Origin of the sequence: Streptococcus parasanguinis (genome assembly GCF_047465465.1) — a bacterium.
Classification (GTDB): Bacteria; Bacillota; Bacilli; order Lactobacillales; family Streptococcaceae; genus Streptococcus; species Streptococcus parasanguinis_AI.
Genome location: NZ_JASGZU010000001.1, coordinates 443849 through 456590, shown reverse-complemented (window position 1 = coordinate 456590; position 12742 = coordinate 443849). Strand labels below are relative to the sequence as shown.

The following is a 12742-nucleotide window of genomic DNA, read 5'->3' as shown; positions in this document are numbered from 1 at the left end:
AGGCGTCTAATTAGAACAAGCCGATCGCTGTTCCATCAGCAGCCACATCCATATTTAAAGCAGCTGGACGTTTTGGTAGACCAGGCATGGTCATCACATCCCCAGTCAAAGCGACAATAAAGCCTGCTCCCAATTTTGGAACCACTTCACGAATAGTAATTTCAAAGTTTTCAGGAGCTCCCAAGGCGTTTGGATTATCGGAGAAGCTATATTGTGTTTTGGCCATACAGATTGGCAACTTATCCCAACCATTTTTCACGATTTGAGCAATTTGTGTCTTGGCTTTCTTCTCAAAATTCACCTTCGTACCGCGGTAAATCTCTGTAACAATCTTTTCAATTTTTTCTTCAACAGAAAGGTTGTTATCATACAAGCGTGTGTAGTTAGCTGAACTTGTTTCGATGGTCTTAACCAAGGTTTCAGCAAGGTCAACTCCACCGTCCGCACCATTCGCCCATACACTCGCAAGCTCAACTGGAACATCAATTTCAGCACACAATTCTTTCAAAGCAGCAATTTCTGCTTCTGTATCAGTGATAAATTCATTGATGGCAACCACTGCAGGAATGCCAAACTTACGGATATTTTCAACGTGACGTTTCAAGTTGGCAAAACCAGCACGAACAGCCTCTACATTTTCTTCAGTCAAAGCATCCTTGGTCACTCCACCGTTCATCTTGAGAGCACGGAGAGTTGCTACGATCACAACCGCATCTGGTGATGTAGGCAAGTTTGGAGTTTTAATATCGAGGAATTTTTCAGCGCCAAGGTCAGCCCCAAAACCTGCTTCTGTAATCGTATAGTCTGCTAAATGAAGAGCTGTCGTCGTTGCTAACACAGAGTTACATCCATGGGCGATATTGGCAAATGGACCACCGTGGACAAAGGCAGGTGTTCCATAGATGGTTTGAACCAAGTTTGGCTTGATCGCATCTTTGAGGATCAAGGCAAGAGCCCCTTCCACTTCCAAATCACGGACATAAACCGGGCTACGATCATAACGGTAACCAATCACGATGTTGGCCAAACGACGTTTCAAATCTTCAATATCTGTCGCCAGGCAAAGGATGGCCATGATCTCAGAAGCAACGGTAATATCAAAACCGTCTTCACGCGGAATCCCATTTAAAGGACCGCCAAGACCGACAGAGACATGACGAAGAGCGCGGTCATTCAAGTCCACTACCCGTTTCCAGATAATCCGACGTTGGTCAATACCTAGCTCATTTCCTTGATGCAAATGATTATCAATCAATGCTGAGAGGGCGTTATTAGCCGTTGTGATCGCATGCATATCCCCTGTGAAATGAAGGTTGATGTCTTCCATCGGTAGAACTTGGGCATAGCCACCACCAGCAGCACCACCTTTAATCCCCATAACCGGACCTAAAGAAGGTTCGCGAATAGCAATCATGGTTTTCTTACCGATTTTATTCAAAGCATCTGCTAGACCAATGGTGATGGTTGATTTCCCTTCTCCAGCTGGAGTTGGGTTGATCGCAGTGACTAAGATAAGTTTTCCTACTGGATTTTTCTCAACTTCACGAATCTTATCAAAGCTCAATTTCGCCTTGTATTTTCCATACAATTCAAGATCATCGTCTACCAAACCAATTTTCTTCACAACGTCCACAATCGGTTGGAGTTCAATGCTTTGAGCAATTTCGATATCTGTTTTCATAAGGGACTCCTTTATATTTGATAGATCTATTATACCTAAAATTCGCGAAAATAACATGGTTTTTCAACCTTTTGAATCGAACGTTCGTTTTTTATCTAAATTTTATGGCTACACATAGCTAATCCTAATAGCTTCAGAACTTTACTTACGTATCTTTTTTGTGTAAAATAAGCATATGCATATTTTAATTACATCAGGCGGAACCAGCGAAGCCATTGATAGTGTTCGTTCGATCACCAATCATTCCACCGGGAGCCTAGGGAAAATTCTTGCAGAAATGGCTCTTGCAAAGGGACATCAGGTGACCTTGATCACAACGCCAACCGCGCTTAAACCCGATCCTCACCCACAGCTTCGTCTTCTATTGATCCAGAATGTCGAAGAATTAGTCGCACAAATGAAAACGGAAGTCCCTCATCATCAGGTTTTGATTCACGCTATGGCTGTTTCAGACTACACACCTGTTTACATGACAGGCCTTGAGGAAGTTGAGAAGGCTCAAGACCTTCATAGCTTTATCCATCGTGAAAATCAGGAAGCGAAAATTTCTTCCAAAGAAGAATACCAAGTACTCTTTCTAAAGAAAAATCCCAAGATTATCTCGCTTGTCAAAGAATGGAACCCTGCTATTCAACTAATCGGCTTTAAGCTATTAGTCGACGTTTCTTCTGAAGAGTTGATCCAGGTAGCGCGTGAAAGCCTGGTTAAAAATCATGCCAGCATGATCGTTGCCAATGATCTGACCAAGATTCAGAACGGTCAGCATCAAGCCTATCTAGTGACAGATGATCACATCCTAGAAGCTTCTACGAAAACAGAAATCGCAGAGGCTATCCTACGTTATATCAAATAAAAAGGAACATATGACACACATTACTTTAGCGGTTACCGGTAGTATTTCTGCCTATAAAGCGGCTGATATTACCAGCCAACTAACCAAATTGGGCTTTGAAGTGAAAGTCCTCATGACTCCTTCAGCCCAAAAATTTATCACCCCTTTAACCTTGCAAGTTCTTTCAAAGAATCAAGTCGGGCTAGATGTTATGATGGAAGACGATCCACAGCGGATCGAGCACATCGACCTTGGGAAAGAAACTGACCTCTTTCTTGTAGCGCCAGCCAGTGCCAATACCATTGCTAAATTGGCTATTGGACTGGCAGATAATATGGTCACAAGCACAGCTCTAGCCTTGCCTCAAAGGACTAAAAAATTACTGGCCCCTGCTATGAATACAAAAATGTTAGAACATCCCGCTACCCAACGAAATCTAAAACTCTTACAAGACTATGGTTACCAGATTATCCAACCTCGTGATGCTATTCTTGCTTGCGGGGACAAAGGTTCTGGAGCTCTAGCGACTGTAGAATCTATTGTTGAAGCTGTTAAGGAGAATTGTTTATGAGAAAGTCATCTTCTATTTCACGAATTGCCATCTTTTTTGCAGTGATGATTACCATTCACTTTGTGACATCTTTCATTCTGCAATTTGTTCCATCAGGAATTCAACCAACCTTGGTTCATATTCCTGTCGTGATCGCCTCTATCATATACGGTCCACGGATTGGAGCTATCTTAGGACTCCTCATGGGACTCTTTAGCCTCACCATGAATACCCTGATTATAACACCAGCCAGCTATCTCTTTAGTCCCTTTGTTCCTCACGGGAATCTCTACTCCCTTATCATTGCCATAGTCCCTCGGATTCTCATCGGGGTAACCCCTTACTTCGTCTATCGTTGGATTCGCAATCGTACAGGACTTGTGATCGCTGGAATTGTCGGCTCTATGACCAATACTATTTTCGTTCTAAGTGGGATTTATTTCTTCTTTGGAAATAGCTTCGGTGGTGGGATTCAACATTTCCTAGCCTTGATTGTATCTACCAACTCTCTCATCGAAGTCATTGCGACAGTACTCATTACCAGTGCAGTCGTTCCATCTCTTGAAAAATTAAAATAACCTTTCAAGCCAAGACCAATTTATCTTGGCTTTTTTTGATGGTGAATTAGCTCTATTTTTTTGAAAAGATTTACAATTATCGCTAGAGTTTTCTGAAAAAATTTGCTATAATGTAAGCGATTAAATTATAAGCAAAAAGGAGACGCTTGCATGACCTATCAAGAAAACTACCAAAAATGGCTCGACTTTGCTGAATTACCAGCTTACCTTCGTGATGAGTTGGTCGCAATGGATGAAAAAACAAAAGAAGATGCCTTCTATACCAACCTAGAATTCGGTACAGCTGGTATGCGTGGATTAATCGGTGCTGGTACTAACCGTATTAATATCTATGTTGTTCGCCAAGCAACTGAAGGGTTGGCCCAATTGATCGACTCAAAAGGTGAGGAAGCGAAGAAACGCGGCGTTGCGATCGCCTACGACAGCCGTCACTTCTCTCCAGAGTTTGCTTTTGAATCTGCTCAAGTTTTAGCTGCACACGGAATCAAATCTTATGTATTTGAAAGCCTACGTCCAACACCGGAATTGTCATTTGCTGTTCGTCATCTTCACACATTTGCTGGGATCATGGTAACCGCTAGCCACAACCCTGCTCCATTTAACGGATACAAGGTATACGGTGAAGACGGTGGACAAATGCCTCCAGCAGATGCTGATGCATTGACAGATTACATCCGTGCTATCGAAAATCCTTTCACTGTACAATTAGCTGACCTTGAAGAAAGCAAAGCTAACGGCTTGATTGAAGTTATTGGTGAAAATGTTGACGCTGAATACTTGAAAGAAGTGAAAGGCGTTAACATCAACCAAGACTTGATCAATGAATACGGTCGCGACATGAAGATTGTCTACACTCCACTTCATGGTACTGGTGAAATGTTGGCTCGTCGTGCTCTTGCCCAAGCTGGATTTGAAGCTGTTCAAGTTGTTGAAGCTCAAGCTGTTCCAGACGCTGACTTCTCAACTGTTAAATCTCCAAACCCTGAAAACCAAGCTGCCTTTGCTCTTGCTGAAGAACTTGGCCGCAAAGTAGACGCTGATGTATTGGTTGCAACTGACCCAGATGCTGACCGCCTTGGTGTTGAAATCCGCCAACCAGATGGTTCTTACCTCAACCTTTCTGGTAACCAAATCGGAGCGATCATTGCTAAATACATTCTTGAAGCTCACAAAACAGCTGGTACCCTTCCTGCCAATGCTGCCCTCTGTAAATCAATCGTATCAACTGAGTTGGTGACTAAGATTGCAGAAAGCTACGGCGCAACAATGTTTAACGTCTTGACTGGTTTCAAATTTATCGGTGAAAAAATCCATGAATTTGAAACACAACACAACCATACTTACATGCTTGGTTTCGAAGAAAGCTTCGGTTACCTCATCAAACCATTCGTACGTGACAAAGACGCTATCCAAGCCGTTCTTATCGTTGCTGAGATCGCAGCTTACTACCGCTCACGTGGTATGACTTTGGCAGATGGTATCGAAGAAATCTACAAACAATACGGTTACTTCGCAGAAAAAACCATCTCTGTTACCCTTTCAGGTGTGGATGGAGCTGCTGAAATCAAGAAAATCATGGATAAATTCCGTGGTAATGCTCCTAAACAATTTAACAATACAGACATTGCTAAGACAGAAGACTTCTTGGAACAAACAGCTACTACTGCTGACGGCGTTGAAAAATTGACAACTCCTCCAAGCAACGTTCTTAAATACATATTGGCTGATGATTCATGGTTTGCCGTTCGTCCTTCAGGTACAGAACCAAAAATCAAATTCTACATCGCTACAGTTGGTGAATCTGAAGCAGATGCTAAAGAAAAAATTGCAAATATCGAAGCAGAAATCAATGCTTTTGTAGGCTAAAACACGAGGCTGGGACAAAAGTCCTAGCCTCTCAATTATTTTTGGATTGTCGAGCAAGACGCAGTGGTTGAGTGGACTCTACTACGCTGATTTTATCAGCTTTTACAGCCCTACTCAACTGTGCGGAGGTGGGACGACGAAATCGAATTCTAACGAATTACCGATTTCTGTCCCACTCTCTCTTTTTTTCGTAGCAAATACCAGCGATTTTATAGAAAATATGGCATACTAGACATAGAAGAAAGCGAGGTAATCTCATGGAACAATTTTTAGAAGATATTAAAGATCTTGAAGTCACAACTGTCGCGTGTGCGCAAGAAGCGATCAATCAAAAAGAAACAGCGACCTTCTTTATCGGACGCAAGACTTGTCCTTACTGCCGGAAGTTCGCTGCTAAATTAGCAACTGTCGTAGCTGAAACAAAAGCTCATATCTATTTTATCAATAGCGAAGAACCAAGTCAGCTAGACGCGTTACAAAGCTTCCGCTCAACCTACAGCATCCCAACTGTCCCAGGATTTTTACATGTCGAATCTGGTGAAGTCACTGTTCGTTGCGACTCATCCATGTCTGAAGAAGAAATCAAAGCATTCGCTCATCTATAAAAAAAAATGAGGCTGGGACAAAAGTCCTAGCCTCTCAATTGTCTTTGGATTGTCGAGCAAGACGCAGTGGTTGAGTGGGCTCTACTACGCTGATTTCATCAGCTTTTACAGCCCTACTCAACTGTGCGGAGGTGGGACAACGAAATCGAATTCTAACGAATTACCGATTTCTGTCCCACTCTCATTTTTCGTTTTCCGTAAACGTCGTCCAAATCTTCTGCTGAGGTTTAGCAAAAGGATAGTCCGAAAATTCTTCTGGTGTTAACCAAACAGTCGATTCACTTGCTGGCTGCACTCCTTCTTTTACCAGGCCGAATCGGATCTGAACCTGCCATTTGCGATGCGAAAAGATATGCTGAACGATAGGATACGATCTGTCCTGCCAATCAATGGCCAAGTCATAGTCCTGTTCAAAAGAAATAATTTCTGGGTTACTCTCTGCTTCCCCCTTCCCATCCAATAGAGATAATTGGCCTAGGTTCTCAGATAGGCTATCCACTTCGATCAAGGGGAAATGCCAGAAACCTGACAAGAGTCCTTCTCGCTCATTTTTCTCCAACAAATAGCGGCCTTGACTATCCTTGATAATAAAGGCTGTGAGATAGACAGGTACCGGTTTCTTCTTGGGAGCCTTAATGGGATAACGATCCATGGTCCCATGTTGGTAGGCCGCACTAAATTCCTTAACAGGACTCTCTTCCGGACGTGGATTGACTGGGGACTCAATATCGGAGCCCAAATCCATCAAGGCCTGATTGAAATCACCCGGCTGGGCCGGATCGATCAAGATTTCCATCATGGCTTGAAAAATCTTGCGATTGGTTGGAACTCCGATATCGTAGTCCACCTCAAACAAGCGAGCTAGAACACGCATGACATTGCCATCCACTGCTGGCTCTGGTAATCCAAAGGCAATACTAGCAATGGCACCAGCTGTATAAGGCCCAATTCCCTTGAGTTTAGATATTTCCTCATAACTTGATGGAAACACTCCTCCGTGATTTTCCATTATCTGCTGGGCAGCTTTCTGCATATTGCGGACACGTGAGTAATACCCCAAGCCTTCCCAAGCTTTTAAGAGTTTTTCTTCAGGGGCTTGAGCCAAATCAGCGACCGTCGGAAACCAGTCTAAAAAACGTTCATAATAAGGAATCACCGTATCGACACGTGTCTGCTGGAGCATAATTTCTGAGATCCAAATTTTATAAGGATCCTGGGTCCTTCTCCAGGGAAGATCCCGTTTATGGGCATCATACCAGGCTAATAACTTTTCTCGGAAGGAAGCAATTTTTTCCTCCTCCCACATGGTAATCCCGTAATCTTTTACATCTAACATATTCCTAGTATACCACAGAATGAGTTAGAGTATAGAAATTCTGATTTTATAAAGAAAAAGAGGCTGGGACAAAAGTCCTAGCCTCTCAATTATTTTTGGATTGTCGAGCAAGACGCAGTGGTTGAGTGGGCTCTACTACGCTGATTTCATCAGCTTTTACGGCCCTACTCAACTGTGCGGAGGTGGGACGACGAAATCGAATTCTAACGAATTACCGATTTCTGTCCCACTCTCTAAATGCATTTCTTATTGTTCCACAGCTTGAGCTGCTGTAATCAAGGTTAATTTGTAAACGTCATCTGCATTACATCCACGAGAGAGGTCGTTGACTGGTTTATTCAATCCTTGCAAGACAGGACCTACTGCTGCAAAGCCACCAAGACGTTCAGCCATCTTGTATCCAATGTTACCTGCTTCAATACCAGGGAAGATAAAGACATTAGCTTGACCTGCCACCTTGCTTCCTGGAGCCTTCAAGGCTGCAGTTGCAGGGACAAAAGCTGCGTCAAATTGCAATTCCCCGTCAATTTCAAGGTCTGGACGAAGTTCATGAGCAAGCTTAGTCGCTTCAACAACCTTATCAACACTTTCACCGAAACCAGATCCTTTTGTTGAATAGCTCAACATAGCAATTTTTGGATCAATTCCAAACATCTTGGCTGTGATAGCTGAGTTGATGGCAATTTCGGCTAATCCTTCAGCATCTGGATTGATGTTGATGGCACAGTCCCCGAACAAGTAGCGTTCAGATCCACGAACCATAAGGAAAGCCCCTGAAGTACGTTTTACATTTGGACGAGTTTTGATAATTTGCAAGGCCGGACGAACAGTTGCGGCTGTTGAGTGAATCGCACCAGAAACCATCCCATCAACAATTCCCATGTGCACCAACATGACACCAAAATAGTTAACGTCGTCTTTCAAAACTTGACGCGCTTCTTCTTCTGTCATTTTGCCCTTACGACGTTCTACTAAGGAAGCTACCATTTCTTCAAAACCTGGATAAGAATGAGGATCGATGACTTCATATCCATCCAAAACCCCTTCGATTTCAAGATAAATCCGAATTTTATCTGGATTACCAAGCAAGACAGGGGTTACTTCTGTCTCGTTCACAATGCGTTTTGTCGCTTGGAGGATACGAGGTTCTTCACCTTCTGGTAATACAATACGTGCATTCTTACCAACGAGGTTGGCTTTGAGATTTTCGAAAACTTCCATGAGTTTTACTCCTTTTAATAATTAATAACTAGTTTGAAGCTGTGTTAATACAGCTTGGAAATCTGGAGGCAGTGGACTTTCTATGACCAATTCTTCCTCTAGAAATGGATGATAATAGGATAGACGATGACAATGAAGGGCTTGGCGCTCAATGCCGTCTTCTAAACTTCCGCCATAGAGATCATCTCCCAAGAGCGGAAAACCAATATGGGAAAAATGAACGCGGATCTGGTGGGTTCGACCTGTGTGTAACTGAATATCCACTAGGTGAATATCACCAAAAGATTGAACAACCTGGTAGCTTGTATGAGCATACTTGCCACCTTTAGCTACCTTTCGGGTGATAATTGAATCTTCATCACGCGCAATCGGAGCAATAATCTCTCCGACAGGATCAAGCTTCCCAGATCCCTTGACCAAGGCATAATAGCGTTTCTGAATCTTTTTAGACTGCAATTGCTTATCCAAGCGGGCATGGGCATAGCCATGTTTGGCAAAAAGCATGACGCCACTAGTATCCTTGTCCAGGCGAGTGACAATGTGAACCTGCTGGTTCTCGTAGCCCTGCTTCACATAGTAGCCTTTTACAAAATTGGCTAAGGTATTGGAATGAATCGCACTTGGAATAGAAGCAATCCCAAAGGGTTTGTTTAAGACCAAAAAATGATCATCTTCAAACAAAATATCCAAAGGCCGATCCATGGGTTTTAGGGTTTCGAACCCTTCTTCTGCTGGAATATCAATGACCAAGCGATCCCCAATATCCAACAAATAAATTGCATTCTCCGGACGTCCATTGACAAGGATCTGGCCACCACGAAACTTAATCTTTGCTAAGAGACCCTTAGAAACCTCGTGCTTTTTCAGGAAGGTCTTGACCTTGACATGCTCATCGACAATGAATTCAAATCTCATTCTCTATCATCTCCGATAAAGGCATCCTTGACCCGATTCCAGAAGCTGGTGTGACTGGAACTTGCCACAAAATTAATCTTATGGTTGTCAATCTGATATTCTACCTTTGCAATATTACGGTAAGAATAGGTTGAATTGTCGACAGAGATAATGTGGAAGCCAGGTCTCGTCGGTGTAATCTCGATCTTATCCTTTTTAGGGACAATGACAGAAGAACCCAAGGTACGATAGACACGATTGTTGAGACTAGCAATCTCAGCGATCTGCAACGCCTCAATAGTCGGGTGAAGGACTGCTCCTCCCAAGGATTTGTTGTAAGCCGTACTTCCTGTCGGAGTCGAAACGGTAATCCCGTCTCCTCTGAAGCGCTCAAAATCCACTCCATTAATCGTGAGATCGGCAACCATAGTCCGGTCGCTTCTCTTAATCGTTGCTTCGTTCAACGCTCTCATAGTACGGGTTTCCCCATTGTCGAAAGTGATCTTGACATTCAAAATGGGGTAAGAAATCTTGGCACCTGTATCATATTTTAAATTTTCAACCAGCTTATCGATTTCACTGTCTAAGTAATCTGTATAGAATCCTAAGTGTCCGGTATGGACGCCAACAAATCGCACCCGATCCAACTGGTGTTCATACTTGTGAAAGGCCGATAGCAACATCCCATCGCCACCAATTGAAATCACAATATCCGGGTGCTTCTCCGTCAAAATAAAATTATTTTTCCGAAGCTTATAGCGCAATTGCTGAAAAACCTCTTCACTTTGACGCTTGCGATTGCGAATAATGGATACTTTTTTACCTGTAGTCTTCATCTGTGTCATCACTATTTCCAACGCCATCATTTAACTTACGATGAAGTGGATCAAACAGGGCTTGAGCCTCCTGAATCGCATCCCGAATTGCCCCCATCTCTTCATCCAAGAGATAGGCCAGGTTTGCTGTCGTCTCTAAGCGTTTTTTGATCTCGTCTGGAAAGTCTCCTTTATATTTATAATTGAGCGAGTGTTCAATGGTTGCCCAAAAATTCATGGACAAGGTCCGAATTTGAATCTCTGCTAAGATCGTTTCATTTCCATCAATAGTATCGACCGGATACTCGACCACGACGTGGTAACTCCGGTAGCCACTTGATTTCTTGTGGCGGATGTAGTCTCGCTCTTGGACCACGCGCATATCCTGCCGTTGTCTCAGAACCTCTAGGATCTCTTCGACGTCATCTACGAACTGGACCATGATACGAAGACCAGCAATATCTTGCATATCCTGAGCCAAATTTTCTTCAGAAATATTTCTTCGGATCATCTTTTCGCGGATACTCTCAATCGGCTTAACACGACCTGTGACAAACTCGATTGGAGAATGCTTTTGTTGCTTACGATATTGCTTACGAATCCCACGCAGTTTGATTTTTAATTCCCCAACTGCTTGGATATACGGATCTAAGAAGTTTTCCCAATCAATTGCCATCCTACCACCTTGTAATCTGAACCATTTTTGTATACAATAAACACATCTCCTATTATATCATGAATCGCTTTCAAAAAAAAGCAAAGGACTACAAAATGAACCATTTAGAAATTGAATACAAAACCTTGCTAGACAAGGAGGAATACCAATCCCTCCTTCCACTTTTTGCTGATACAGAATTGGTTGTCCAAACCAATCACTATATCGATACACCCGACCAGCTCATGCGTAAGGAAAAAATGGCCCTGCGGGTGCGTACTTTCACAGATCAGGCTGAATTGACTCTCAAGGTCCCTGAAGCAGTTGGCCATTTCGAGTACAATCAGAACCTCAGCCCAGAAGAAACCGAGGCGATCCTTCAACACCAACAGTTTCCTGACGGAGAAATCAAAAACCTCTTGATCTCTAAAGAAATCCCCGTTGAACAACTCGCTGTCTGGGGAAGCCTTACAACAGAACGCTTCGAAAAAGAAACAGCTGCAGGATTGGTGGCACTAGACCACAGTCTCTATCTAGACACTGAAGATTATGAATTAGAAATCGAGGTCGAAACTGCTGAGCAGGAAGAAAATTTCCATCAGTTCATCAAAGAGCATGGAATCGTCTACAAAGCTGCTAAAAATAAAATCGCCAGATTGGCGGAAAGATTGTAAAATAGCTGAAATTATCGCAAATTTTTGCTAAAATAGTGCTAAGATCAAAAATCTAAATGAGGTTGGAATCACATGTCAGATAAAAAAAATATGAAGCTCTTCTCTCTCAATTCAAATCCAGAGATTGCGCAAAAGATTGCGGATCACGCTGGGGTTCCACTTGGGAAAATTTCATCCCGTCAATTCTCAGATGGTGAAATCCAAGTCAATATTGAGGAAAGTGTTCGTGGATATGATATTTATATCATTCAATCAACCAGTTTCCCTGTCAACAATCACTTGATGGAACTCTTAATTATGGTAGATGCTTGCCAACGGGCCAGCGCAAATACTGTCAATGTGGTCATGCCTTACTTCGGTTATGCTCGCCAAGACCGGACAGCTGCTCCTCGCGAACCAATCACTGCTAAGCTCGTCGCAAATATGTTGGTCAAAGCTGGGGTGGATCGCGTCGTCACACTGGATCTCCACGCTGTTCAGGTCCAAGGTTTCTTCGATATTGCCGTGGATAACCTCTTTACCATTCCACTCTTTGCAGAACACTACATTAATAAAGGTCTAACTGGTCCTGATGTTGTAGTCGTCAGTCCTAAAAACTCAGGTGTCAAACGGGCTCGTAGTTTAGCGGAATATCTTGATGCACCGATTGCCATCATTGATTACGAACAAGATGATGCAAACCGTGATTATGGCTATATTATCGGGGATGTCAAAGATAAGAAAGCAATCTTGATTGACGATATCCTCAATACCGGTAAGACATTCTCAGAAGCTGCGAAAATCGTCGAACGCGAAGGTGCTACTGAAATTTATGCTGTTTCAAGCCATGGTTTATTTGTGAAAGGAGCTGTCGAGTTATTAGACCAAGCTCCAATCAAAGAAATCTTGGTAACTGATTCTGTTGCTCCAAATGGACCAACTCCAAAAAATATTAACTATCTGACAGCTAGCGAACTGATCGCTGAAGCTATTGTTCGCATTCAAGAAAGAAAACCTGTTAGTCCTCTATTTGCCTACCACAAGAAATAAGGTCTT

The 12742-nt window shown here is 42.9% G+C and carries 13 protein-coding genes; 7 read left to right on the top strand and 6 right to left on the bottom strand.

The features are described from left to right. Positions 1 to 10 precede the first annotated feature (10 nt). Positions 11 to 1681 (bottom strand): formate--tetrahydrofolate ligase, encoded by a 1671-nt coding sequence (locus QM351_RS02370; protein ID WP_150906028.1) that lies wholly within the window; start codon positions 1679 to 1681, stop codon positions 11 to 13. Between the two features lie 175 nt (positions 1682 to 1856). Between QM351_RS02370 and QM351_RS02365 the strand changes: the two genes are divergently transcribed. The 5 genes from QM351_RS02365 to QM351_RS02345 all read left to right on the top strand — a co-directional run bounded on the left by QM351_RS02365 (position 1857) and on the right by QM351_RS02345 (position 6112). Next, positions 1857 to 2534, top strand: a complete 678-nt coding sequence (locus QM351_RS02365) for a phosphopantothenate--cysteine ligase (protein WP_414326394.1) — start codon at positions 1857 to 1859, stop codon at positions 2532 to 2534. Positions 2535 to 2544: 10 nt separating this feature from the next. Further along, entirely contained in the window at positions 2545 to 3084 is a 540-nt protein-coding gene (gene coaC, locus QM351_RS02360) for a phosphopantothenoylcysteine decarboxylase (RefSeq protein ID WP_201037592.1), read from the top strand. Then, a complete protein-coding gene (locus QM351_RS02355; RefSeq protein WP_150906024.1) occupies positions 3081 to 3641 on the top strand; it encodes an ECF transporter S component in 561 nt (186 codons plus the stop codon). Before coaC ends, QM351_RS02355 begins: the two co-directional genes overlap by 4 nt. A 150-nt stretch (positions 3642 to 3791) precedes the next feature. Further along, a complete protein-coding gene (locus QM351_RS02350) occupies positions 3792 to 5507 on the top strand; it encodes a phospho-sugar mutase (protein WP_003007201.1) in 1716 nt (571 codons plus the stop codon). Between the two features lie 257 nt (positions 5508 to 5764). Further along, positions 5765 to 6112 (top strand): PedC/BrcD family bacteriocin maturation disulfide isomerase, encoded by a 348-nt coding sequence (locus QM351_RS02345; RefSeq protein ID WP_156672267.1) that lies wholly within the window; start codon positions 5765 to 5767, stop codon positions 6110 to 6112. Between the two features lie 181 nt (positions 6113 to 6293). Here QM351_RS02345 and mutY read toward each other — a convergent pair whose 3' ends face one another. The 5 genes from mutY to QM351_RS02320 form a co-directional block, all read right to left on the bottom strand. After that, positions 6294 to 7448 (bottom strand): A/G-specific adenine glycosylase, encoded by a 1155-nt coding sequence (gene mutY, locus QM351_RS02340; RefSeq protein ID WP_414326391.1) that lies wholly within the window; start codon positions 7446 to 7448, stop codon positions 6294 to 6296. A 246-nt stretch (positions 7449 to 7694) separates the two neighbouring features. Continuing rightward, entirely contained in the window at positions 7695 to 8669 is a 975-nt protein-coding gene (pta, locus tag QM351_RS02335) for a phosphate acetyltransferase (protein WP_021153149.1), read from the bottom strand. 21 nt (positions 8670 to 8690) lie between these two features. Then, positions 8691 to 9584: an RluA family pseudouridine synthase gene (locus tag QM351_RS02330; RefSeq protein ID WP_285307990.1), complete on the bottom strand. Its 894-nt coding sequence runs from the start codon at positions 9582 to 9584 to the stop codon at positions 8691 to 8693. Next, on the bottom strand, positions 9581 to 10399 hold the full coding sequence (locus QM351_RS02325) for an NAD kinase (RefSeq protein ID WP_414326715.1): 819 nt from the start codon (positions 10397 to 10399) through the stop codon (positions 9581 to 9583). The genes QM351_RS02330 and QM351_RS02325 overlap by 4 nt, the downstream gene beginning before the upstream one ends. Continuing rightward, entirely contained in the window at positions 10383 to 11054 is a 672-nt protein-coding gene (locus QM351_RS02320; RefSeq protein WP_023918039.1) for a GTP pyrophosphokinase family protein, read from the bottom strand. Before QM351_RS02320 ends, QM351_RS02325 begins: the two co-directional genes overlap by 17 nt. A gap of 95 nt (positions 11055 to 11149) precedes the next feature. Here QM351_RS02320 and QM351_RS02315 point away from each other — a divergent pair, with 95 nt between their 5' ends. Together QM351_RS02315 and QM351_RS02310 are read left to right on the top strand one after the other, a co-directional pair. Then, positions 11150 to 11707 carry a CYTH domain-containing protein gene (locus QM351_RS02315; protein ID WP_042766570.1) on the top strand — a complete coding sequence of 186 codons (558 nt, stop codon included), beginning with the start codon at positions 11150 to 11152 and terminating at the stop codon, positions 11705 to 11707. Between the two features lie 72 nt (positions 11708 to 11779). Then, positions 11780 to 12736, top strand: a complete 957-nt coding sequence (locus QM351_RS02310) for a ribose-phosphate diphosphokinase (protein ID WP_003007186.1) — start codon at positions 11780 to 11782, stop codon at positions 12734 to 12736. Positions 12737 to 12742 lie beyond the last annotated feature (6 nt).

Coding starts and splice junctions, on each gene's coding strand:
- QM351_RS02355 (WP_150906024.1), top strand. CDS start 3,081: ATGAGAAAGTCATCTTCTATTTCACGAATTGCCATCTTTTTTGCAGTG.
- coaC (WP_201037592.1), top strand. CDS start 2,545: ATGACACACATTACTTTAGCGGTTACCGGTAGTATTTCTGCCTATAAA.
- QM351_RS02350 (WP_003007201.1), top strand. CDS start 3,792: ATGACCTATCAAGAAAACTACCAAAAATGGCTCGACTTTGCTGAATTA.
- QM351_RS02345 (WP_156672267.1), top strand. CDS start 5,765: ATGGAACAATTTTTAGAAGATATTAAAGATCTTGAAGTCACAACTGTC.
- QM351_RS02365 (WP_414326394.1), top strand. CDS start 1,857: ATGCATATTTTAATTACATCAGGCGGAACCAGCGAAGCCATTGATAGT.
- pta (WP_021153149.1), bottom strand. CDS start 8,669: ATGGAAGTTTTCGAAAATCTCAAAGCCAACCTCGTTGGTAAGAATGCA.
- QM351_RS02370 (WP_150906028.1), bottom strand. CDS start 1,681: ATGAAAACAGATATCGAAATTGCTCAAAGCATTGAACTCCAACCGATT.
- QM351_RS02310 (WP_003007186.1), top strand. CDS start 11,780: ATGTCAGATAAAAAAAATATGAAGCTCTTCTCTCTCAATTCAAATCCA.
- QM351_RS02325 (WP_414326715.1), bottom strand. CDS start 10,399: ATGAAGACTACAGGTAAAAAAGTATCCATTATTCGCAATCGCAAGCGT.
- QM351_RS02315 (WP_042766570.1), top strand. CDS start 11,150: ATGAACCATTTAGAAATTGAATACAAAACCTTGCTAGACAAGGAGGAA.
- mutY (WP_414326391.1), bottom strand. CDS start 7,448: ATGTTAGATGTAAAAGATTACGGGATTACCATGTGGGAGGAGGAAAAA.
- QM351_RS02330 (WP_285307990.1), bottom strand. CDS start 9,584: ATGAGATTTGAATTCATTGTCGATGAGCATGTCAAGGTCAAGACCTTC.
- QM351_RS02320 (WP_023918039.1), bottom strand. CDS start 11,054: ATGGCAATTGATTGGGAAAACTTCTTAGATCCGTATATCCAAGCAGTT.